General features: G+C 57.0%; 22 protein-coding genes. 9 read left to right on the forward strand and 13 right to left on the reverse strand.

Translation table 11 applies throughout. The features are described 5' to 3' along the window. Positions 1–128: 128 nt before the first annotated feature. The 9 genes from ACIQ0G_RS04335 to ACIQ0G_RS04375 form a co-directional block, all read right to left on the reverse strand. Positions 129–1,550 carry an aldehyde dehydrogenase family protein gene (locus ACIQ0G_RS04335; RefSeq protein ID WP_397576852.1) on the reverse strand — a complete coding sequence of 474 codons (1,422 nt, stop codon included), beginning with the start codon at positions 1,548–1,550 and terminating at the stop codon, positions 129–131. Positions 1,551–1,568: 18 nt separating this feature from the next. Continuing rightward, positions 1,569–2,855 (reverse strand): cytochrome P450, encoded by a 1,287-nt coding sequence (locus tag ACIQ0G_RS04340; RefSeq protein ID WP_397576853.1) that lies wholly within the window; start codon positions 2,853–2,855, stop codon positions 1,569–1,571. Next, positions 2,852–4,378 carry an acyl-CoA synthetase gene (locus ACIQ0G_RS04345; RefSeq protein WP_397576854.1) on the reverse strand — a complete coding sequence of 509 codons (1,527 nt, stop codon included), beginning with the start codon at positions 4,376–4,378 and terminating at the stop codon, positions 2,852–2,854. Before ACIQ0G_RS04345 ends, ACIQ0G_RS04340 begins: the two co-directional genes overlap by 4 nt. 1 nt (position 4,379) lies before the next feature. Next, positions 4,380–5,138, reverse strand: a complete 759-nt coding sequence (locus tag ACIQ0G_RS04350; protein WP_397576855.1) for a crotonase/enoyl-CoA hydratase family protein — start codon at positions 5,136–5,138, stop codon at positions 4,380–4,382. A 79-nt stretch (positions 5,139–5,217) separates the two neighbouring features. Beyond that, complete coding sequence (locus ACIQ0G_RS04355) at positions 5,218–6,429, reverse strand: acyl-CoA dehydrogenase family protein (RefSeq protein ID WP_397576856.1); 1,212 nt, start codon at positions 6,427–6,429, stop codon at positions 5,218–5,220. Positions 6,430–6,510: 81 nt separating this feature from the next. Continuing rightward, on the reverse strand, positions 6,511–7,644 hold the full coding sequence (locus ACIQ0G_RS04360) for a GNAT family N-acetyltransferase (protein WP_397576857.1): 1,134 nt from the start codon (positions 7,642–7,644) through the stop codon (positions 6,511–6,513). Then, positions 7,644–8,108 carry a RidA family protein gene (locus ACIQ0G_RS04365; protein WP_183939007.1) on the reverse strand — a complete coding sequence of 155 codons (465 nt, stop codon included), beginning with the start codon at positions 8,106–8,108 and terminating at the stop codon, positions 7,644–7,646. Before ACIQ0G_RS04365 ends, ACIQ0G_RS04360 begins: the two co-directional genes overlap by 1 nt. Continuing rightward, positions 8,105–8,749 carry an HAD family hydrolase gene (locus tag ACIQ0G_RS04370; protein ID WP_397576858.1) on the reverse strand — a complete coding sequence of 215 codons (645 nt, stop codon included), beginning with the start codon at positions 8,747–8,749 and terminating at the stop codon, positions 8,105–8,107. The genes ACIQ0G_RS04365 and ACIQ0G_RS04370 overlap by 4 nt, the downstream gene beginning before the upstream one ends. Further along, positions 8,746–9,015 carry a DUF3572 family protein gene (locus ACIQ0G_RS04375; RefSeq protein ID WP_246336984.1) on the reverse strand — a complete coding sequence of 90 codons (270 nt, stop codon included), beginning with the start codon at positions 9,013–9,015 and terminating at the stop codon, positions 8,746–8,748. Before ACIQ0G_RS04375 ends, ACIQ0G_RS04370 begins: the two co-directional genes overlap by 4 nt. A 53-nt stretch (positions 9,016–9,068) precedes the next feature. Here ACIQ0G_RS04375 and ACIQ0G_RS04380 point away from each other — a divergent pair, with 53 nt between their 5' ends. Further along, positions 9,069–9,434 (forward strand): response regulator, encoded by a 366-nt coding sequence (locus ACIQ0G_RS04380; protein WP_397576859.1) that lies wholly within the window; start codon positions 9,069–9,071, stop codon positions 9,432–9,434. Between the two features lie 88 nt (positions 9,435–9,522). On the opposite strand, the gene rpmG is transcribed toward ACIQ0G_RS04380, so the two are convergent. Next, complete coding sequence (gene rpmG / locus ACIQ0G_RS04385) at positions 9,523–9,690, reverse strand: 50S ribosomal protein L33 (RefSeq protein ID WP_125229418.1); 168 nt, start codon at positions 9,688–9,690, stop codon at positions 9,523–9,525. 325 nt (positions 9,691–10,015) lie between these two features. Here rpmG and ACIQ0G_RS04390 point away from each other — a divergent pair, with 325 nt between their 5' ends. Together ACIQ0G_RS04390 and ACIQ0G_RS04395 are read left to right on the forward strand one after the other, a co-directional pair. After that, positions 10,016–10,582 (forward strand): TMEM165/GDT1 family protein, encoded by a 567-nt coding sequence (locus ACIQ0G_RS04390; protein ID WP_397576860.1) that lies wholly within the window; start codon positions 10,016–10,018, stop codon positions 10,580–10,582. A gap of 87 nt (positions 10,583–10,669) precedes the next feature. Continuing rightward, positions 10,670–11,134 (forward strand): Dps family protein, encoded by a 465-nt coding sequence (locus tag ACIQ0G_RS04395; protein WP_397576861.1) that lies wholly within the window; start codon positions 10,670–10,672, stop codon positions 11,132–11,134. 64 nt (positions 11,135–11,198) lie between these two features. Here ACIQ0G_RS04395 and ACIQ0G_RS04400 read toward each other — a convergent pair whose 3' ends face one another. Then, the gene (locus ACIQ0G_RS04400; RefSeq protein ID WP_397576862.1) at positions 11,199–11,987 is read right to left on the reverse strand and encodes a cold-shock protein; all 789 of its coding nucleotides are present in this window, start codon (positions 11,985–11,987) and stop codon (positions 11,199–11,201) included. A 215-nt stretch (positions 11,988–12,202) separates the two neighbouring features. Between ACIQ0G_RS04400 and ACIQ0G_RS04405 the strand changes: the two genes are divergently transcribed. The 5 genes from ACIQ0G_RS04405 (at position 12,203) to rpoN (ending at position 16,432) form a co-directional block, all read left to right on the forward strand. Further along, positions 12,203–12,820 carry a ribonuclease D gene (locus ACIQ0G_RS04405; RefSeq protein ID WP_397576863.1) on the forward strand — a complete coding sequence of 206 codons (618 nt, stop codon included), beginning with the start codon at positions 12,203–12,205 and terminating at the stop codon, positions 12,818–12,820. Positions 12,821–12,845: 25 nt separating this feature from the next. Further along, complete coding sequence (lptC, locus tag ACIQ0G_RS04410) at positions 12,846–13,481, forward strand: LPS export ABC transporter periplasmic protein LptC (protein ID WP_324478917.1); 636 nt, start codon at positions 12,846–12,848, stop codon at positions 13,479–13,481. A gap of 7 nt (positions 13,482–13,488) precedes the next feature. Next, positions 13,489–14,016: an LptA/OstA family protein gene (locus ACIQ0G_RS04415; protein WP_397576864.1), complete on the forward strand. Its 528-nt coding sequence runs from the start codon at positions 13,489–13,491 to the stop codon at positions 14,014–14,016. A 129-nt stretch (positions 14,017–14,145) separates the two neighbouring features. After that, the gene (gene lptB / locus ACIQ0G_RS04420) at positions 14,146–14,916 is read left to right on the forward strand and encodes an LPS export ABC transporter ATP-binding protein (protein ID WP_395629411.1); all 771 of its coding nucleotides are present in this window, start codon (positions 14,146–14,148) and stop codon (positions 14,914–14,916) included. A gap of 28 nt (positions 14,917–14,944) precedes the next feature. Beyond that, entirely contained in the window at positions 14,945–16,432 is a 1,488-nt protein-coding gene (rpoN, locus tag ACIQ0G_RS04425) for an RNA polymerase factor sigma-54 (RefSeq protein WP_397576865.1), read from the forward strand. Here rpoN and ACIQ0G_RS04430 read toward each other — a convergent pair whose 3' ends face one another. After that, on the reverse strand, positions 16,433–17,227 hold the full coding sequence (locus ACIQ0G_RS04430; protein WP_397576866.1) for an NTP transferase domain-containing protein: 795 nt from the start codon (positions 17,225–17,227) through the stop codon (positions 16,433–16,435). An 81-nt stretch (positions 17,228–17,308) separates the two neighbouring features. Between ACIQ0G_RS04430 and ACIQ0G_RS04435 the strand changes: the two genes are divergently transcribed. After that, the gene (locus ACIQ0G_RS04435; protein ID WP_397576867.1) at positions 17,309–17,983 is read left to right on the forward strand and encodes an HAD family hydrolase; all 675 of its coding nucleotides are present in this window, start codon (positions 17,309–17,311) and stop codon (positions 17,981–17,983) included. A gap of 9 nt (positions 17,984–17,992) precedes the next feature. Here the strand turns inward: ACIQ0G_RS04435 and ACIQ0G_RS04440 are convergent. Beyond that, on the reverse strand, positions 17,993–18,920 hold a 928-nt coding region (locus tag ACIQ0G_RS04440), incomplete at its 5' end, for a CDP-glycerol glycerophosphotransferase family protein (RefSeq protein WP_397576868.1).

Here is an 18,920-nt window from a genome sequence, read left to right on the forward strand (position 1 = left end):
AGTCAAGTTCGATTGGCTGTGGTGTCTTAAGCAATCGTCACCCTGAACTTGTTTCAGGGTCTTACTTCGTGCGTTCCAAAGTAAGATGCTGAAACAAGTTCAGCATGACGACGCCTGGAATATATACTTTAAGCCGCTTCGCGGGCGATTGTGATCACTTGCGGATAGGTGAACTCAAGCAAACCTTCTTCACCCAACTCCGCGCCAAAGCCGGACTGCTTATGTCCAGCAAATGGTGCATTGGGGGCAAGGTGCATGGATTCGTTGATCCACACGGTGCCGGTTTCCAGTTGCTCGGCCACTTCGACCGCAGCTTCTGGGTTGCTGGTCCAGATCGAACCGGCAAGACCATAATCCGACGCATTGGCGCGGCTGATAACTTCGTTGATGGTCGAAAACTTCATCAATGGCATCACGGGACCGAACTGTTCTTCGGCCACAATCCGCGCATCTTCAGGCGGGTTGTCGAGAACGGTTACAGGCACAAAATAGCCGGGGATGGATGGATCATGATCGCCGCCTGCAAGGAACTTATAGCCCTTGTCCTTGGCATCCTGAATCAATTCAAGCACACGCTTATACTGCGGCTTGTTCTGAATGGGGCCAATCGCCGTGCCCTGTTCGGCGCCATCGCCAACCTTGACCGCTTTGGCATAAGCCGCAATCGCGCCCGACAATTCGTCGTAAATATCTTCGTGAATGTAGATACGCTTGGCCGCGATGCAGACTTGGCCCGCATTGTAGAAGCTTGCCCAAAACAGCTTTTCAGCCACCTTGCCAACGTCGGCATCCGGCAAAACAATCGCCGCGTCATTGCCGCCCAGTTCAAGCGTAATGCGCTTAAGATCCTTCGACGCCGATTCCATCACGCGCTTGCCCGTGGCGGTCGAACCGGTGAAGGTGATCTTGTCGATATCAGGATGCGCCGTCAGCAATGGGCCCAACGCGTCGCCACCGGTGATGATGTTCAAAACGCCGGGTGGGAATATGCCCGCAACCAGTTCCGCGAGGCGCAAGGTCGCCAGCGGCGTGAAGGGGGAAGGCTTCAGCACCATGGTGCAGCCCGACAATAGCGCCGGGACAATTTTCTGGATCGCCATCAATACTGGGAAATTCCATGGCACAATGCCACCAACCACGCCAACAGGAACGCGGCGCGTGCGGCTAAGGCGCTTGTCGCTGTCTTCTGTAATTTTCTCTTCAAGGTTCAGCATCGGCAATGCGCGCGTCATGCCAACGCAGCCTGCAATCTCGCTGCCCGCCTGCATATGTGGTTTGCCCTGTTCAGATGTGAGCAAGCGCATCAGCTCGTCGCTGTTGGCTTTGATGACATCGGCCATTTTGGCGAACAAAGCGCGGCGTTCTTCAACGCTGGTTTTCTTCCACGTCTGAAATGCAGCGCGTGCGGCGGCAACGGCCTTGTCCAAATCTGCCTGACCGCAATCGGGCACTTGGCCAATGACCTGCTCGGTCGCGGGGTTGACGACATCAATCCATTTGCCGTTATCCACCAGTTCGCCGTTGATCAGATTCTTATATTGCGTGGTCATTAGAGCATCCTCTTTCGTTCAAGCTGCCACAAATCGCAGCGGTAAAGTTTTGGGGCCGCCCACAAACGTCGATTGCGACCGTTTGGGTTCGCCGGCCAGTTCAACCGAATCTACACGGTCAAGCAGTTCTTCGAATAATATCTTCATCTCTAGCCGCGCCAGATGCAAGCCCAGACATTGATGCGCGCCGGATCCAAAGGAAATGTGCCGGTTGGGACTGCGCCCCGCATCAAACCGTTCCGGGTCAGGGAACACGGACTCGTCATAATTGCCCGAGACATAGCACAGCATCAGCCAATCGCCTGCTTTCATCGGTACGCCGCCGACTTCTGTGTCCGCGCCGACCGTGCGCATGAAGTGCTGGACGGGTGTGGTCCACCGTATTGCCTCTTCAATCAGACCGGGCAGTAAGGAGCGATCTTCCTTCACTTTCGCAAACTGCGCCGGGTCTTGCGCCAAGGCCCACATCGCGCCAGCCGTCGACGCCGAGGTCGTGTCATGCCCTGCCGTCGCAACGATCGTGTAATAGCCCGCGCTTTCATAGTCAGGGATAGGCATGCCATCGATGGTTCCGGTGGCGATAATCGTTGCCAGATCGTTGCGTGGATTAGCGCGGCGGTCCTGTGCCAACGCTTCAAAATAGGCGTTAAAATCAGCGACCGTCTGCGCCATAAGCTCGGTGGCTTCTTGCGGCGAGATATTGGCCGCGCGCATCCGGTTCAAATCCGGATCCTGCCCGCCGAACAATTCCTGCGTCAGCTTCAGCATCAACGGCTCGTCGCTCTCTGGAACGCCAAGCAATTCCATCACGACATGCAAGGGATACATCGCCGCCACATCGCGCGCAAAATCACATGTTCCGTCCATAGACAGCATCTTGTCGATGGCCGATTTCGCAATCGCGCGAATATTGCTTTCTATCGTCTTGAGATTTGCCGGCATGAACCAATCCTGCGTCAGCCGCCGGTATTTGGGATGCTCAGGCGCATCCATTTGCACCAGCGACTTCACCAGATGCGGGCTGCCCTTCATCAAATGCGCCACGAACATTTCGGCCATCAATGGCGCAACGACGACTGTCGCGGGGTTATTCAGAAAGGTCGCATTGTCCTTGCTGATCTTCAATATGTCTGCATGGCGGGTGATGACCCAAAATGGTCGATAGCCCGGTATTTCAGCAACAGCGACGGGGGATTCCCGGCGAAGTGTGGCGAACGTATCCAGCAACGCACGCCAATTCCCATATACAACCGGGTCGACGATATGCGCCGCTAGCTCCGGTGCAATCTTGGGAATGGCGGTCATGCTTTTTGCTTTGCCCAATATTCATCGCGCAGCAGGCGCTTATATAATTTGCCGGTATCATGGCGGGGAAGCTCCTCGCGAAAATCGATACGGCGCGGAATTTTGACACCCGACAGCTTTTCACGCGCATAAGCGGTCAGTTCGTCACGCAAGGCATCACCGGCGTCCGCCATGTCGAGCGGCTGGACCACGGCGATAACCTCTTCGCCCATTTCGTCATGCGGGCCACCGATGACAGCCACGTCGCGAACCCGCGGGTGGGTCACCAGATGGTTTTCAATCTCCTGCGGATAGATATTCACCCCGCCCGAAATGATCATAAAGCTTTTGCGGTCTGTCAGGTACAGATAGCCCTCTTCATCCAGCCGGCCGACGTCGCCAAGCGATGTCCAACCATGTTTGTTGGTCGCACTTTTGGTTTTTTCGGGGTCATTATGATAGCTGAAAGACGCCGCGCTTTCGAAGAATACGGTGCCTTCCTCGCCCACGGGGACATCATCCCCATTTTCGTCGCAAATATGCATGACGGCGTTCAATGGCCGTCCAACCGAGCCCTTGTGCGTCAGCCATTCCTCGCTGGAAATAAAGGTAATCCCTTGGCCTTCCGTCCCGGCATAATATTCGCGGATGACGGGCCCCCACCAATTTATCATCGCTTCCTTTATGGGAACTGGGCACGGCGCGGCAGCGTGCACCGCCGAATCAAGGCTCGACACATCATATGCGTTGCGGACCTCTTCGGGCAGCTTCAACATGCGCGCAAAATGCGTTGGCACCCATTGGCTGGCGCTGATCTTATATTTCTGAATGGCCGCGAGCGCCGCTTCGGGGTCGAATTTCTCCATGACAACCACGGTGCCACCCAGCCGGTGGACCGCCGCGCACCAACGCAGCGGAGCCGCATGATATAGCGGCGCTGGCGACAAATAGATGCTGTCGCCCGAAAATTTGAACGCCATCGCGGCAAGGCCGGACAATGCATTTGGTCCCGCAATGTCCGGATCATCGGGCAAGGGGAAACGTACGCCCTTGGGCTGACCGGTCGTCCCTGAACTATACAACATGTCGGTGCCAGCACGTTCATCGGCGATGGGCGAAGTCGGCAGTTTCGCAACTGCGGCTGCATAATTTTCCCAGCCGGCATGTTCCCCACCGAGAGTGAACCGCTTTACAGGACTTTGAAGCTGTTCCAGCGTCGCACCCAAATAGGGTGAAGCAAACAGCGCCTTTGACCCGCTATCGTTCAAGATATAGTCGATTTCCGACGCCGTCAGACGGCAACTGATCGCGACATAAATCAGCCCCGCGCGTTGCGCACCCCAGACAAGGTCGAAAAACTCTGCGCGGTTTTCCAAACAGAAAGCGACCGTGTCGCCATGTTGAAGCCCCAGGCTGCGGAACAGATGCGCGCACTGGTTGGAACGTTCATCAAGCTGCTTGTACGTTATCGTCTCACCCGATCCCGCCATGATGACAGCAGGTTTATCGGGGAAAGCCTGTGCGTGAACGGCGGGGTGGCCCATATTATTCGCCTTGCCAGTTAGGTTTGCGTTTTTCGGCAAATGCCGTTGCGCCCTCTCGTGCATCTTTCGACATGAGAACGGGGCCAGCGATTTCACTCTGCTTCTTCCACATCTCCGTCGAGCTCCAATCCGGACGCTCATTGATCACGCGCTTGGTCGCAATCAGCGCGAGCGGACCGTTCGCTGCGACCTTGGTCGCAAGCTCAAGCGCGGCATCGATGGCAGCGCCGTCGGTGATGCGATTGACAAAGCCCACCTCATAGGCCCGCTGTGCCGAGATAAAATCACCCGTCAGCGCAAGCTCCATCGCCATGCGCTTGCCGATAATCGATGGCAAGGTGAGCAAACCGCCCGCCGCCGCAACGAGGCTTCGTTTGACCTCAGGTATGCCGAATTGCGCCTTGTCATTCGCCACCAACAAATCGCACGCGATGGCGATTTCCATCCCGCCGGCGAGCGCATAGCCCTCAACCGCGCCAATCAATGGCTTTGCAGGCGGGGATTCGATGAAACCTGCAAAACCCTTGCCCTTAACACTTGGCAACTCGCCGCGCAGAAAGGCCTTCAGGTCCATGCCAGAGCAGAATGTGCCGCCAGCGCCCGTGATGATACCCGCGTTCAGGCTCTTGTCGCCGTCAAGCTGCTCCATAGCCGCAGCGACGCCTTGCGCGACCGCTTGGTTGACGGCGTTCTTCGCCTCAGGCCGGTTGATGGTGATGATCAGGACGCCGTCCTGCGCTTGGGTTAGGACTTCAGACATTGCATTCTCCTAAACAAAAACCGTGCCCGCCGTTGCAGCGCCCTTCGACAGGGGTCAGGGCTACGGTATTTAATGTCGCTCACCGCCCCTTGGGCAAACCAAGCACATGTTCTCCGATGATATTCTTTTGGATCTGGCTGGTGCCCCCGCCGATGGTGGCGGAAAAACTGTTCAGGTAAGAACGGTGCCAATAGCCGTCATCGACCGCATTTTCGTCACCCACATAATAGCCCGCGCGCGTTCCTTGAAACTGGAGCGAGAATTCGGTGAGCTCGCGCACCAGCTCGGTACGCGCCAGCTTGTTCATGAGCGCAAGGCCCATCGGACGGTCGCTGGTCAGCGGCGCCATACGGCGGCGTTGGTTGTTGAGGTTCAGCGCCTGAATTTCGATCATATAATCGACCAGCCTGTCGCGCATGACGGGATCGTCGAGCACAGGCTTGCCGCCGCGCTTCGCCGAACGCGCCATATCGATGACGCCCATGACGTCCATTTCCTTGACGAAATAACCGCCGACCGGATTAACCTTCGCGCCGCGTTCATACTCAAGCGTCTTCATCGCGACCATCCAGCCCTGCCCTTCTTCGCCAACAAGGCCTGACGCTGGAATGCGGGCATCGGTGAAAAAGCATTGGGTGAAGCCATATTCGCCCGTCAATTTCTTCAAGCGCCGCGTTTCAACGCCGGGGATCTTCATCGGCGCGAGGAAGAACGATAGCCCTGCATATTTGCTGGGCCCGTCATTCGATGTCCGCGCGAGCAGGATCATATAATCGGCGCGGTCGCCCAATGATGTCCAGATCTTCGAACCGTTGATGACATATTCATCACCATCGCGCACTGCCTTGGTCTGCGCACTGCCAAGGTCGGAGCCATGCTCTGGCTCCGAAAAGCCCTGACACCAGATTTCTTCTGCCGAGAGCATAGGCTTAATGAAGCGGCGCTTGTCCTCTTCGCGGCCAATGTCGAGCAGCAATGGACCCGTCCAGCCGTTCGCAATCGCGTTGAGCATGATCGGCGCGTCATGGCTTTTCATGATGCGTGTGGCGATCCGCTGATATTCGGGGTGCATGCCATGGCCGCCATATTCGGTGGGCCAAGACATGCCGAAATAGCCCGCCTCATAAACCTTGCGCTGCCAGTCACGCAGGAAATCGAACTGCTGATCGGTGGAAACTTCCATGAAGGTCAGCGGCAACATAAAGCCCGGGTCGCGGACCGTGTTTTCGGCGAACCACGCATCGCACTGCTTTTCGAAATCCGCTAATTCTTGGGGACTTGGTTTGCTCATGGCTGATTCCTCTCTCGCCTATTTAATTGCGCGATTAAAGAGGCGATTGCAACAGCGAAATCCTGCCTGTTCGTGGACGACTTAGCCCTTCTTGAACGGCGCCATTTCGCCCAGAAACTCTATCTGGCGTTCCATCGCCTGACTTTCGCGGGCAAGGAAATCGGCAACCGCGGAACGAAAGCCTGCATTGGCGATATAATGCGCCGAATATGTAGGCACAGCCTCATATCCGCGTGCCAGCTTATGCTCACCCTGCGCGCCCGCCTCAACGCGCGGCAAGCCATGCGCGATCGCGTAATCGATGGCCTGATAATAACATAATTCAAAATGCAGAAACGGCACGTCGCGGGTGCAGCCCCAATAGCGGCCATAGAGGCAATCCGGGCTGACAAAGTTCAGCGCACCTGCAATCGGCCGGTCGCCATCATAAGCGAGGAACAGCACGATGCTGTCCTTCATGCTTTCGCCAATAAGGTCGAAAAACGCGCGCGTCAGATAGGGCTGCCCCCATTTGCGCGCACCGGTATCTTGGTAAAATACCCAAAAGGCATCCCAGTCATCAGGCGTGATATCCGCGCCGCTGATTTGCGCAATGCGGACGGCGGATTGTGCAGCCGCACGCTCCTTGCGAATGGCCTTGCGCTTGCGTGACGACAATGCGGACAAGAAACCGTCAAAGTCTGCGTAATCGCGGTTTTGCCAATGAAATTGCGTGCCCATGCGCGTCAGCCACCCCGCCGCGCGAAACAACTCCAGCTCGCCCTCTTCGACAAAAGTTGCGTGCGCAGACGATAGGCCGTTCTGGTCCACGACCGCTTCGGCAGCGGCCAATATCGCTGGCGCAAGCGCGGGATCGCGCAACAACAATCGTGGCCCCGGCACGGGCGAGAAGGGCGCAGCAATCTGCAACTTGGGATAATATTGCCCGCCCGCCCGTTCAAACGCATCCGCCCAATGATGGTCGAACACATATTCGCCCTGGCTGTGGCTCTTAAGGTACGCAGGCAGCGCAGCGGCGGGAATGCCGTCCGCATCGCGGATCATGATCGGCGCAGGCGACCAGCCCGTGCCGGGGCCGACGCTACCCGATTCCTCCAACGCCGCCAAAAACGCGTGGCCCACAAACGGATTGCCCCGCGGGTTCAGCGCATCCCACTGGTCCGCGGGAATATCGCTGACCTTGCTCAAGAGTTCGGCGGTGACGCCGTCGGTCATTAAGCCGCGCGGACCTTTACCACGCAGTCGATTTCGACCGTTGCATCACGTGGCAATACGGGGACGGAGACGGCCGCACGTGCATGCTTGCCTGCGTCGCCGAACACGGCTTCCATCAGGTCCGATGCGCCATTGGCGGCTTCGGGTTGGTCGGTGAAGTCTGGGGTCGACGCGACAAAGACGCCCAGCTTGACGATGCGTTCCACGCGGTCGAGGTCGCCGCCAAGCGCTGCCTTCATCTGCGCGATCAGCATGATTCCGCACGCCTTGGCAGCCGCCTTACCCTCTTCCAGACTGCGCGTATCGCCGACTTTGCCGGTGACAACCTTGCCATCGACAAAGGGCAACTGACCCGAAATGAACAGCATCCCGTTTGCCTCGACTGCGGGCACATAGGATGCGACCGGCGCAGCGGGTGCGGGGAGGGTAATACCGAGCTCGGCCAATTTTGCTTCTATCATCATGCTACCTTTTCCAAACTGGGCGCTGGCGCATTCGCAACCAGCCGTTCCCTAATCCAAACTTCCGCGTCCGCCCAACGATCCAACCGCGCGTGCGCAGATTTCGAAGGCTTCACGCGATCCCACAGCAACGGCTCACCGACAAAATGCAGCCGCCAGACGTCGGGATGCTGTTCGCCAACGGACTCATGCTGATGCCCAAGATCGTCGACGAATACGGCGACGCTGGGGTTATATTCGGCCAAAATCCGGCCAAGTGCCTCGCCCTTGCCGCCTTGGTTGCAATAGACTGGCGCGTCGATGCCCACGGCCTTCAACTGCTCGGTCCGTGGCCCAGCGCGGTGATCGAGCAAATTGGTGAGGATAACAACATCGGCATGTTCGCGCAGCCGATTAAGGCTCTCAACAGCGCCGTCAATCGCTTGTTGGCGGTGCATTTCGGTATCGAAAAACCCGTTGAGCAGGTCCCAGACCATGCCGCGCTCGACAACGGTGCCATCATGCTTGTGGCGCAGCGCCTCACCCCAATCGCCGTGGACGAGGTCAAAATGGATATGATGCGCGTCGTCCAGCCAGTCGCGGAAGGGCACGATCATGTGCAACAGCACCTCATCGCAATCGGAAATTAGCAATGGCCTACTCATGCTTCTAACTCCTGCCGTGCCTGTACAAGTAATGCGGGTGAAACCCCAATGACCGCAGCGCACGCGATGAGGTCGGGCTCATAAGCCTCAAGAAAGGATAATATCGCCGCTTGCGTGCCGCGTTCGGTGATGGAGCTGCGCAACCCTTCGGGTGTCAGGCCGGTCAGCGACAAAAGCCGCTCCGCCCGTGCTTCTTCCATCAACGCCCAAGCCAAAGCCTGAAACGCCATACCCGATGCGTCTAACTTGCCATTTGTTTCATGCATGGCTTTCGCTTAAGCGAAGGCATCCACGAACGCAAAGCGGGAAAAGAGCGGTAATGTCGAAAAAGGTGATGATCGTTGAGGATAATGAGCTGAACCTCAAACTATTCACTGATTTGCTGCGCGCGCACCAGTTTGTTGTTGAGGGCGTGCGCGATGGGCGGCTGGCGCTGGAACAGGCGCGGACATTTGCGCCGGACCTCATCATCATGGACATTCAACTGCCGCATGTCAGCGGCATCGACCTGATTGAGGCGATGCAAAAGGATGCGGCGCTGTCGGCAATCCCCGTGCTCGCCGTGACCGCTTATGCCGGCAAGGGTGACGAGGACCGGATCATGGCCGCAGGCGCAAAAGGCTATCTGTCAAAGCCGGTGTCCGTGATGACATTTCTGGAGGCGGTGCGGGGGATAATTGGATAACCGAACCCAACCACGTGCGGGCAATGCGTGAACCAAAAAGGGCGCCCGAGGCGCCCTGATCGATAGCTTATTCAAGCAGCGCGTTGGCTTACTTGATTTTAGCTTCCTTGAACTCGACATGCTTGCGCACAACGGGGTCGTATTTACGGAACGTCATCTTTTCAGTGATGTTGCGTGGATTTTTCTTGGTCACGTAGAAGAAACCTGTGTCAGCGGTGCTGAGCAGCTTGATCTTGATCGTGGCTGGCTTCGCCATGGCCCATTCCTTTTGTTCAAATAATGTCGCAAAAAACTGCGCAGGGTTTGGCCGCGCTGTTCACAGACGCGGGCCTTTGCTGGTTTGGCGGGTGAAAGTCAAGCCCGTAACCCCAAATCAGACGTCAAAGCGGGCCAATGCCCCCTGAATCGTCACGCTGCACTGGTTTCAGCATCTTCGTTTTGCCGTGTCGCCGCGTTTTCGGATGCTGGAGCGCGCTCAACATAGCCCGCGTTGATTGTCAAAACAAAGGCGATTCGCGGCGCAGCTCAGTCCGGCAGTCGCACGCATCCCATTTTGATCATGATGTGCTAGGGCAGAAAATATGGACACTGCTTTTACGACCTTCCTGTCTGTTTTCCTCGCCGAGATGGGCGACCGGACACAGATCCTCGCTGCCGTGCTCGCGCTGCGGTATCGCAACAATACCGCGATTCTCGGCGGACTCGCCTGTGCCACTTTGCTCAATTGCGGCATTTCGGCAGCGGGCGGATCGGTAATCGATAGTTGGATAAGCGCGCGGTCCGTTCAGATGTTCGCTGGCCTTGCCTATATCTTTGCGGGTGCTGGCATGCTGCTGTGGCGGCGCAATGTCGACCCGTTATCAGGGTTGAAAACCCCTGCGTTTCTGACCGCATTCTTCGGCCTGTTTATCCTGGAATTTGGCGACAAGAGCCAGTTCATCATCGCCGCGCAAAGTGCCCGCACGCCTTATTGGGGCATGGCAGCGGTCGGCGGGTTTGTCGGCATCATGGCCGCCACGGTGCCCGCGGTCATCCTGCGCGCGCGCCTTGGCCAGATTGTGCCGTTGAAACCCATAAGGTGGGTCTCTGGCGCATTGTTGCTGGGATCGGGCTTTGTATTGGCCACGCAGGCCAATGGCATCAGCTAATTGCCGCTGCCGCAAGCGCGGGTGCTGTAAATAGCGCGCGTCGTTCCTATATTATGTTCTCCCCCCCCCGAATGATGGAGAACTGCCATGGCACATGGTGACAATAGCAAAAAAGCGCTGGCCGATGCGTTGAATGGCCTGCTGGCCGATTATTATGCGCTCTACCTCAAGACCAAGAATTTCCATTGGCATGTGACCGGTCCGCATTTTCGCGAATATCATCTGCTGTTTGATGATCAGGCGACGGAATTGATCGCAACGACCGATCTTGTCGCCGAACGCGTGCGCAAGCTGGGTCAGGATACGCTGACGTCCATTGGCGCGATCGCCGCCAAGCAGCGGATCAATGACCATGATTCGACGTCGACCGATGCACCCAAGATGCTGAAGGAACTGCACGCCGACAATGAGACGCTGATTAAGGCATTGAAAGACGCAAAGGACCTTGCGGATAAAGCCGGCGACAATGCGACCGATGGCCTGCTGGACGATTGGACGGACCAGGCCGAACAGCGCGCCTGGTTCCTGGCCGCGACAATCGGCAAGGCATGATAGACACAAAAAAGGCGGGCGAAGCGTTGTGCTTCACCCGCCTTTTTGAAATTCTAAAGCGCGCTTATTCGGAAAGCGGGCCCAAGTTCGTGGCCGAATATTTGCCGCGACGATCGATTTCGATGTCAAACGCCAAACGGTCGCCCTGAGTCACTTGACCCATGCCCGAACGTTCAAGCGCAGAAATGTGCACGAACACATCTTCGCCGCCATCATCACGCTGCACAAAACCAAAACCCTTCATGTCGTTGAAGAATTTGACGGTTCCATTGGCACGTTCGCCAGTCGATTCGCGCTGCGGACCACGTGGTGCCGAATCACGGTCACCACCGCGGAAGCCACCACGGTCATCGCCACGCGGCGCGCGGTCACGATCAAATGCTGGACGGTCCGGACGCGGTGCGCGCTCGGTCACTTCCATTGGCTCACCATCGATGACGAGGTCCGTTGCCGAAACCTTGCCGCCACGCTCAACGAGCGAGAATTCGAGCGGCTGGCCTTCGGCGAGACCCGTCAGGCCAGCTTGCTCAACCGCGCTGATGTGTACGAACACATCATCGGGACGACCATCGACCTGAATGAAGCCAAAGCCCTTTTGACCATTGAAAAACTTAACAATTCCTTTGCCGGAACCGATGACTTGCGCTGGCATTGGTGGGCCGCCTGGGCCACGCCGAGGTGCACCGAAGCCACCGCCGCCGCCGCTATTTCCGCCGCCGTAACCGCCACCTGAGCGGCCGCCGCCGAAATCACTTTGATAGGGGGACGGTGCGCGATAACCGTCATAGCTTTCATCACCGAAACCATCTCTTTTGTCCCGGCCTTTGCCAGCACGCTTGCGATCAAAACCCATAACTTCTTACTTGCCTTCTCATCGCCCAGAACCACTATGTTATGCAGTCGAGGGCGACTGTACTGCACGTCACAAGCGCAGCCGTTGGTGATTGCGCAAGCATTTTGTATATCGCATTAAAAGGTTACGCGATAGCTAATATTGCGGCCGAAAATCGCAGGGCGCCAACTGCAGTTTCATTTGCCTTGCACGGTCCGGTGGGGCAAGGGGCTAGCATGAGCGTTTATTTACACGAAGAAGACCTTCCCGCAGGCGTGCTGGCCGATGGCCCCGTCGCCGTAGACACCGAAACCATGGGGCTCATCACCCCGCGTGACAGGCTGTGCTTGCTGCAGATTTCCGACGGACGCGGCGATGAACATCTTGTGCGTTTTGGCCGCAACAGTGACTTTTCTGCACCAAATTTGCGTGCCGTACTGGCCGATCCCGCCCGTTTGAAGCTGTTCCATTATGCCCGATTCGATTTGGCAGCGATTTCGCATTATTTGAACGTCGTCGCGACGCCGTTATTCTGTACCAAAATCGCCTCGCGCCTTGTCCGGACCTATACCGACCGTCACGGGCTAAAGGAATTGGTGAAGGAAATGCTGTCGACAGACATTTCCAAGCAGCAACAGTCAAGCGACTGGGGCGGTCCCATATTGTCCGAAGCGCAAAAAGATTATGCCGCCAGCGACGTGCGCTATCTGCACCGCCTGCATGCCGAATTTGTCGTGCGCTTGGAACGTGAAGGCCGCACTGGCTTGGCTCAGGCGTGCTTTGACTTTCTGCCGCACCGTGCGAACCTCGATCTGTCTGGCTGGCCAGAGACCGATATATTCGGGCACAGTTAAGGTTTAATCGGGTTAGAGACATCACATGTCCGCACAGGCCGATCTTGAACGCAGTTATCGTCAACGCTGGGCATTGCCCGGCGGACGGCATGACCGCCTTATCCGCGCGATGCGTGTTGTCTTGCCGAGCATCATCGGTTTGCTTGTAGCCATATTGGCGTTCAGCCCATTTACCGGGCAGCAGGAACTCAGCTTTGTCCTGAACAAAGACGAAGTAAATCTGTCGCGCGAACGGTTGCGCGTTGTTGAGGCACTCTATCGCGGCGAAGACAGCAAAGGCCGGCCCTTTTCGCTGCGCGCGGGTAGTGCAGTCCAGAAGACATCGGCACAACCTGTTCTCGACATGACATCATTGTCGGGCCGAATATCATTGCAGGACGGGCCAGCCTCCATCATCGCACAGCGCGGCAGCTATGACCTTGGCAAGGAAACCATGCGCGTGACGGGCCCGTTGGCGGTTGAATCGCCGGGCTATGACATGGTGGCCAGCAATGTGGAGCTGTCGTTGAAAGACCGGACGATGCAGAGTTTTGGGCCAGTGAGCGGCCGCACAAAGGTCGGGACCTTCCATGCCGGACGATTGCGCGCTGACCTCGATACGCGCATTATCCGGCTAGATGGCGGCGTTCGTTTGCGTATCGACCAGAATGCGATTAAGTGAGGCCATCATGAGTAAAGCTTCTATCTCCTTTGGACTGGCCGCCGCATTTGCGGGCATCATGATGCTGTCTTCGGCGTCGACCGCGCAGGGTATTCGTAACCATAACACCAACGCACCAGTCGTTTTCGATGCTGGATCCTCGGAACTGCAAGACCGCGCAGACCGCGTCGTTCTTGCTGGCGGCGTAACTGCAACGCAGGCGGGCCTTACGCTCAAGGCAAATCGGATTACGGCCGCTTACACAAGCAAGGGCGGCGTGGACGTAAATCGTCTGGACGCCACAGGCGGCGTGACCATTACCAAAGATGATCTGCGCGTAACCAGCAGCTCGGCCATATATGATTTGGACTCCAGCTTGATCACGCTGATTGGCAATGTGAATCTGGTGCAAGGCAGCAACCGGCTAAACGGCGGCAGGCTTGTCATCGATCTCAATTCCGGCCGATCAACCCTCAATGCCGGTGGTCCAGCCAATACAACCAATTCGGGCGGCCGCGTTACCGGTTCGTTTAGCGTTCCACAGCGCAAAAATTAGGGGGTAACCCCAAACAGCCCCTAAAACGGGGCAGCATAAATCATGCCAATTGCAAAATGGGTCAGCATTCATTAGCTGTCTGTTGGATATCAACGGCAAAATCGCGGGCGAAATTTGGATATGGATAGCATGACTGCAACTTCTCCCGCTGCGGATGCGACGACGCAGGACGGCGTGCAGTCCGGACTGGGTGTCGTTTCCATCGCCAAAAGCTATGACAAGCGCGCGGTATTGACCGATGTGTCGCTCTCGGTTGCTAAGGGCGAAGTGGTGGGTCTGCTTGGCCCCAATGGCGCGGGTAAAACCACCTGCTTTTATTCCATCATGGGGCTGGTAAAGCCCGATAGCGGACGCATCACCTTGGATGGTGCGGACATCACCAACCTGCCGATGTACCGCCGCGCGATTTTGGGCTTGGGCTATTTGCCGCAAGAAACATCAATTTTCCGCGGCATGACCGTTGAACAAAATATCAGCGCCGTTCTGGAAATGGCAGAACCTGATGCAGACGCGCGCAACGAGCGGTTGGAAAAATTGCTTGGCGAATTTGGCCTCACCCGGTTGCGCAGTGCGCCCGCCATGGCACTTTCGGGCGGCGAGCGGCGGCGCTGCGAAATTGCCCGCGCGCTGGCGGCCAATCCGTCGATCATGTTGCTCGATGAACCTTTTGCCGGAATCGACCCGATATCCATTTCCGATATTCGCGATCTGGTGAAAGAATTGAAAACCCGCGGTATCGGCGTGCTGATTACCGATCATAATGTGCGCGAAACGCTCGATATCGTTGACCGCGCCTGCATCATTTATGGTGGGCAGGTTCTGTTCGCAGGGTCGCCCGAGGCGTTGGTCGCTGATCCCAATGTGCGCCGCCTGTATCTCGGCGAGAGTTTTGCAATGTGATTTGCGGCGATGACGGAACCATAACGTCATGGCATTAGCACCCCGTCTCGATCTTCGCCAAAGCCAGTCGCTGGTGATGACACCGCAACTGCAGCAGGCGATTAAACTGCTGGCATTGTCGTCGCTCGAAATTGAAGCGTTCATCGCGGAAGAGGTGGAGCGCAATCCGGTTTTGGAAACAGGCAGCAGCGACGCTGCCCCTGATGTGCCGACTGAGGATTTCGCACCCGCTTTGGACGACAGTCGCGAGCGGGCCAGTGACGACCTGCTCAGTGGCGATGGCCAAGGCACATCGGACGCGCTGGATGTCGATTTAAGCGCGGAAACATTCCACCATGACACCCCATCGGACAGTGTGGGCGGGGCCGATGGCATGCTTGGTCTTTCGGGCAGCGCAGCGCCCGGCGGCTTTGACGCCGACGGCCCTGATTTCGACAGCTTTGCCGCGCGCGATATCAGCCTGCGGGAACATTTGATGGCGCAGGCAGGTTCCAGCCTTTCCGGACGGCAGCTGTTTCTGGTCCAACAGATTATCGAACATATCGAACCCACGGGCTATGTTGGCGAAGACCTGATGGCGACGGCGCACAGGCTTGGCGTTCCCATGGCGGAAATGGAGGCGGCACTTTCGGACCTCCAGCGATTCGATCCAACCGGCGTTGGCGCGCGCAACCTGTCGGAATGCCTTGCCATTCAAGCGCGCGAGGCAGATCGATATGACCCCTGCATGGCCAAGCTTATCGACAATCTCGACTTGGTGGCAAAGGGTGCGTTTGACCAGCTTAAGCGCATGTGCCGCGTCGATGACGAAGACCTGCGCGATATGTTGATAGAACTGCGCGGCTATGATCCAAAGCCCGGCTGCCGGTTCGAAAGCGACGATATGCTGGCGGTCACGCCCGACATATTCATCACGCCGCGCGGCGAAGGCTGGGCCATCGAACTGAACAGCGCCAACCTGCCCCGCATTCTCATCAACCGCAGCTATGTTGCCGAGCTTGGGCAAGACAAAGCCACAAAGGCGTGGCTCAGCGATTGCATGGCGGACGCGAATTGGCTCATCAAAGCCATGGATCAAAGACAGCGCACCATCGTCAAGGTCGCCACCGAGATTGTGAAGCAACAGGACGGCTTTTTTCGCAAGGGCGTCGCCCATTTGCGGCCACTCACGCTGCGGCAAGTGGCCGATGCCATCGACATGCATGAATCCACCGTCAGCCGGGTGACGAGCAACAAATATCTGCATTGCGGACGCGGTCTGTTTGATCTCAAATATTTCTTCTCATCGGGCGTTCAATCCGCCGACGGAGAGGGCGCGTCGGCTGAGGCCGTCAAAAGCCACATCAAATCCCTGATTGATGCCGAGGGTGAAAAGATACTGTCCGATGACACGCTGGTCGATTTGTTGACGGCAAAAGGCTTCGACATTGCCCGCCGCACCGTTGCGAAATATCGCGAAGCTATGGGTATCGGATCGTCCGTGCAACGACGGCGGCAAAAGAAAATGGGCCGCTAATCAAGCCGCCATATCTGAACGCGCCAATGTTTCGCGGTCGATAAGAATGTGCTCCGCCAATATATGGTCGCTGACCTTATCCACGTCGATTGCAGCAACAGGGTCAGACATCGGCACGAGCGTAGCAACAAGGCCAAGGCGTTTGCCCGCAATGGTCAACGCCTGCCGCAATCCAATCGTGCGGGTCAGCGCGCGCAGGGCCAGCCGCACCCCGAAGTGCATGAACAGACGCCATGCTTTCTTGCGGTCCTGTTCGGCCTCTGCCCATAAATCGAGTGCGAATGCGGACTTGGGGCTCATCAATGCAAAGAGATTTGCACCGGACCACGCGCCGTCCGAAAAACGCAACCATGTGCGTTTCGCGTCGGGAAACCGCGCCAGCATTGTCTTGCGCTCCACCATCGCAATGGCAACGTCGCCATCGGCTTTGCCCAGAAATTCGGCGATCATATCAACGGTTAACAAGGGGTGGTCCGCGGTGGTCACCAATATCGGGGACGAAAATACTAACGCATCCACCTGCCGTTTGATACTCAGCGATATGCTGCTCAGGCTTTCGACCAGCGCCGCGCCGCCTGCGGCATCGACCGCGGAACGCAGCGCGTCGGGTTCCTGACATAGGACAATGATTTCACCGATAAGCGGCGACGCACGCAGCGTCCGCACGACATGGCTAACCATCGGTTCGCCGCGCACGGGCACCAAAGCTTTCAGCTTCAGCCCGAAATGCTGTGCAAACATATCCGTACCAGGCCTTTGCCCGGCAAGGACGATGCAGGTCCATTGCGCTTGCAAACAGCTTCTCCTAAACGCGTCCAAATCGGGAGGCACGCCAACGCATTTGGCATACCTTGGGGTGGGGCTTGGCGACCAAATATGAATATTGCAATATATGATCTCGACAAGACCATAACCCGTCGCCCGACCTTTACCCATTTTCTGCTATTTTATGCCCGGCGGACCACGCCCATTCGGCTGGCATTGCTGCCGGTCTGGATCGCGGCGATGCTGGGATATAAGCTTCGCCTATATGGGCGCAAACCCCTGAAACAATTTGGCATCGCGATGTTTATCGGGCGCCAAATCTGTCCGGACATTTTGCCCAATATCGTCGCCGATTTTACCGAACAGCTTGTGCGCGAAGGCCTTCAGCCGGGGGCCGTTGCACGCATAGACGCCGATCGCGCGCGCGGGGCGTTGCTGGTGATGGCAACGGCGGCACCCCATTTTTATGCCGGCAACATCGGCGCCAAAATTGGTTTTGATGCGGTTATTGCGACGCGTCATATCGGCGAAGCAGACGGCCAATTGATGCACCGCATCGACGGCGAGAATTGCTACGCCGCAGAAAAATTGCGCCGCGTGCAGGAATGGCTGTCGCAACAGGGCATTAACCGCCAAGATGCGCATATCCGTTTTTATTCGGACGATCTGAGCGACCGGCCCACTTTAGACTTCGCAGACGAAGGCTATGCGGTGAACCCGTCCAAACGCTTTATGAAGGCGGCTGCCGAGGCCAATTGGGGCGTGCTCGATTTCCGCAGCGCATAGGCGCCCGCTTCAGCCAGCTAAGCTCTCAATATATCGACCCAAAGCCTCCGCACCGCGTTCCGACGCGGGGCGCGGGTCGCTTTGGTCGGCGGTGTAGGCCATGCGCTGCTCTTGGGCTTTGCGATATTGGGCGGCAATCTGCGCATGGTCGGGCAATAATGCTATTAATTGCTTGGCCGTGCGGACAACCGGACCGTTGTTCCAGAAATCATATTCTGGCGGCGCGCCGGGCACCGCCGCACTGTGCGTATCGATGAAAAAACAGGCGCGCGGGCGATGCAGAAATTCATACACCTGGCTTGAAACATCGCCAATATAGACATCTGCGGACAGGGTATAGCTCATGTCAAACAGGCGCGCGCTATCCACATCGATCCTGATATTCGGGGCATCATAATATTTGGGATCAATGTCTGGCCGCGTGCGGGTGACGCGATATTCGGGCGAAATATGCACCTTTTTGTAAAATAGCATCACATGCGGCGCAAAGATCAGATTGTAACGGTCCGCATTCTGGTAAAAAAATTCCAATATGTCGGTCCCGTGATCGAACCAGCTGGACATATGGGGATCGAAATGCGGGTTATATAAAAAGGTCGGCTTGCCGTTGTCGAAAAATGTTTCGGGGGTGCGCCCCCGCAAAATGTCGAACTTTGGGTAACCGATGATCCGGCAGCGTTCGGGCGTGGAAACGCCAGCATCCACCATCTGGTCCACAACCTTTTGTCCGCTGACCATCAAGAGGTCAAATTCCCGGAATGCAGGGTGAAAAGATACATTCCGGTCCCCCGCCCCATGGGGCACACAGACAAAGGCTGGGCAATGTTTGCGGCTGCGAAATTTGGTCCAATGGCGTTTGAGGGTAAGGCATGTGCGTTCCGTCGACACGATGGCGACGGATTTTCGTAAGAACGCATTATGCCAATATAAACGCAGG

It is taken from the genome of Sphingorhabdus sp. (assembly GCF_044354325.1).
In the GTDB taxonomy this organism is placed as follows: Bacteria; Pseudomonadota; Alphaproteobacteria; order Sphingomonadales; family Sphingomonadaceae; genus Sphingorhabdus_B.

What these genes read in the sequence shown, in the direction of transcription:
- ACIQ0G_RS04335 (WP_397576852.1), bottom strand. Translation starts at nt 1,550, where the DNA reads ATGACCACGCAATATAAGAATCTGATCAACGGCGAACTGGTGGATAAC.
- ACIQ0G_RS04340 (WP_397576853.1), bottom strand. Translation starts at nt 2,855, where the DNA reads ATGACCGCCATTCCCAAGATTGCACCGGAGCTAGCGGCGCATATCGTC.
- ACIQ0G_RS04345 (WP_397576854.1), bottom strand. Translation starts at nt 4,378, where the DNA reads ATGGGCCACCCCGCCGTTCACGCACAGGCTTTCCCCGATAAACCTGCT.
- ACIQ0G_RS04350 (WP_397576855.1), bottom strand. Translation starts at nt 5,138, where the DNA reads ATGTCTGAAGTCCTAACCCAAGCGCAGGACGGCGTCCTGATCATCACC.
- ACIQ0G_RS04355 (WP_397576856.1), bottom strand. Translation starts at nt 6,429, where the DNA reads ATGAGCAAACCAAGTCCCCAAGAATTAGCGGATTTCGAAAAGCAGTGC.
- ACIQ0G_RS04360 (WP_397576857.1), bottom strand. Translation starts at nt 7,644, where the DNA reads ATGACCGACGGCGTCACCGCCGAACTCTTGAGCAAGGTCAGCGATATT.
- ACIQ0G_RS04365 (WP_183939007.1), bottom strand. Translation starts at nt 8,108, where the DNA reads ATGATGATAGAAGCAAAATTGGCCGAGCTCGGTATTACCCTCCCCGCA.
- ACIQ0G_RS04370 (WP_397576858.1), bottom strand. Translation starts at nt 8,749, where the DNA reads ATGAGTAGGCCATTGCTAATTTCCGATTGCGATGAGGTGCTGTTGCAC.
- ACIQ0G_RS04375 (WP_246336984.1), bottom strand. Translation starts at nt 9,015, where the DNA reads ATGCATGAAACAAATGGCAAGTTAGACGCATCGGGTATGGCGTTTCAG.
- ACIQ0G_RS04380 (WP_397576859.1), top strand. Translation starts at nt 9,069, where the DNA reads ATGTCGAAAAAGGTGATGATCGTTGAGGATAATGAGCTGAACCTCAAA.
- rpmG (WP_125229418.1), bottom strand. Translation starts at nt 9,690, where the DNA reads ATGGCGAAGCCAGCCACGATCAAGATCAAGCTGCTCAGCACCGCTGAC.
- ACIQ0G_RS04390 (WP_397576860.1), top strand. Translation starts at nt 10,016, where the DNA reads ATGGACACTGCTTTTACGACCTTCCTGTCTGTTTTCCTCGCCGAGATG.
- ACIQ0G_RS04395 (WP_397576861.1), top strand. Translation starts at nt 10,670, where the DNA reads ATGGCACATGGTGACAATAGCAAAAAAGCGCTGGCCGATGCGTTGAAT.
- ACIQ0G_RS04400 (WP_397576862.1), bottom strand. Translation starts at nt 11,987, where the DNA reads ATGGGTTTTGATCGCAAGCGTGCTGGCAAAGGCCGGGACAAAAGAGAT.
- ACIQ0G_RS04405 (WP_397576863.1), top strand. Translation starts at nt 12,203, where the DNA reads ATGAGCGTTTATTTACACGAAGAAGACCTTCCCGCAGGCGTGCTGGCC.
- lptC (WP_324478917.1), top strand. Translation starts at nt 12,846, where the DNA reads ATGTCCGCACAGGCCGATCTTGAACGCAGTTATCGTCAACGCTGGGCA.
- ACIQ0G_RS04415 (WP_397576864.1), top strand. Translation starts at nt 13,489, where the DNA reads ATGAGTAAAGCTTCTATCTCCTTTGGACTGGCCGCCGCATTTGCGGGC.
- lptB (WP_395629411.1), top strand. Translation starts at nt 14,146, where the DNA reads ATGACTGCAACTTCTCCCGCTGCGGATGCGACGACGCAGGACGGCGTG.
- rpoN (WP_397576865.1), top strand. Translation starts at nt 14,945, where the DNA reads ATGGCATTAGCACCCCGTCTCGATCTTCGCCAAAGCCAGTCGCTGGTG.
- ACIQ0G_RS04435 (WP_397576867.1), top strand. Translation starts at nt 17,309, where the DNA reads ATGAATATTGCAATATATGATCTCGACAAGACCATAACCCGTCGCCCG.